Source organism: Alcanivorax profundi (assembly GCF_003597125.1).
Lineage (GTDB): Bacteria > Pseudomonadota > Gammaproteobacteria > Pseudomonadales > Alcanivoracaceae > Alcanivorax > Alcanivorax profundi.
The window spans coordinates 1-385 of sequence record NZ_QYYA01000170.1 but is presented as its reverse complement, the minus strand read 5'-3'; the positions used below and the strand labels follow the sequence as shown (position 1 = coordinate 385).

Below are 385 nucleotides of genomic sequence, written 5' to 3'. Positions count from 1 at the left end.
AGAAGCATTTCTAATTGGTCGGTTGTGGTAAGCAAGTTCTTGCCCTTTGGCTCCAATTCCGTGAAGCTCTCACAAGATGAGAACAGCAATGCTGTGATTGCCAGTAAACTGTATATTGTTTTTTTCATTGTGATCTTACTTTTTATGTTATATGATTCTAAAGATTAGAAACTGATGTTCAGACCAAAGATGTATGAACTTGGATTGCGGAGTCCAAGAGTCTCTGGGTCAACATGCACATCGTTGGCTACCCATAGATACTTAGGGTTGTCTATCTGGAAGCGGAGAGAGAGGCGGTTAATGCCTGTTCCTCTGAACCCCTCCTGTGGAAAATCATAGCCCAATACGATGTTTCTGATTTTCAGGAAGTCTGCATGATGAATAG

1 protein-coding gene is annotated in these 385 nt (G+C 41.6%); it reads right to left on the bottom strand.

The annotated features are described in order from the left end of the window. Positions 1-164 precede the first annotated feature (164 nt). A partial coding sequence (locus D4A39_RS19375; RefSeq protein WP_233552542.1) for a hypothetical protein occupies positions 165-385 on the bottom strand: 221 nt, incomplete at its 5' end.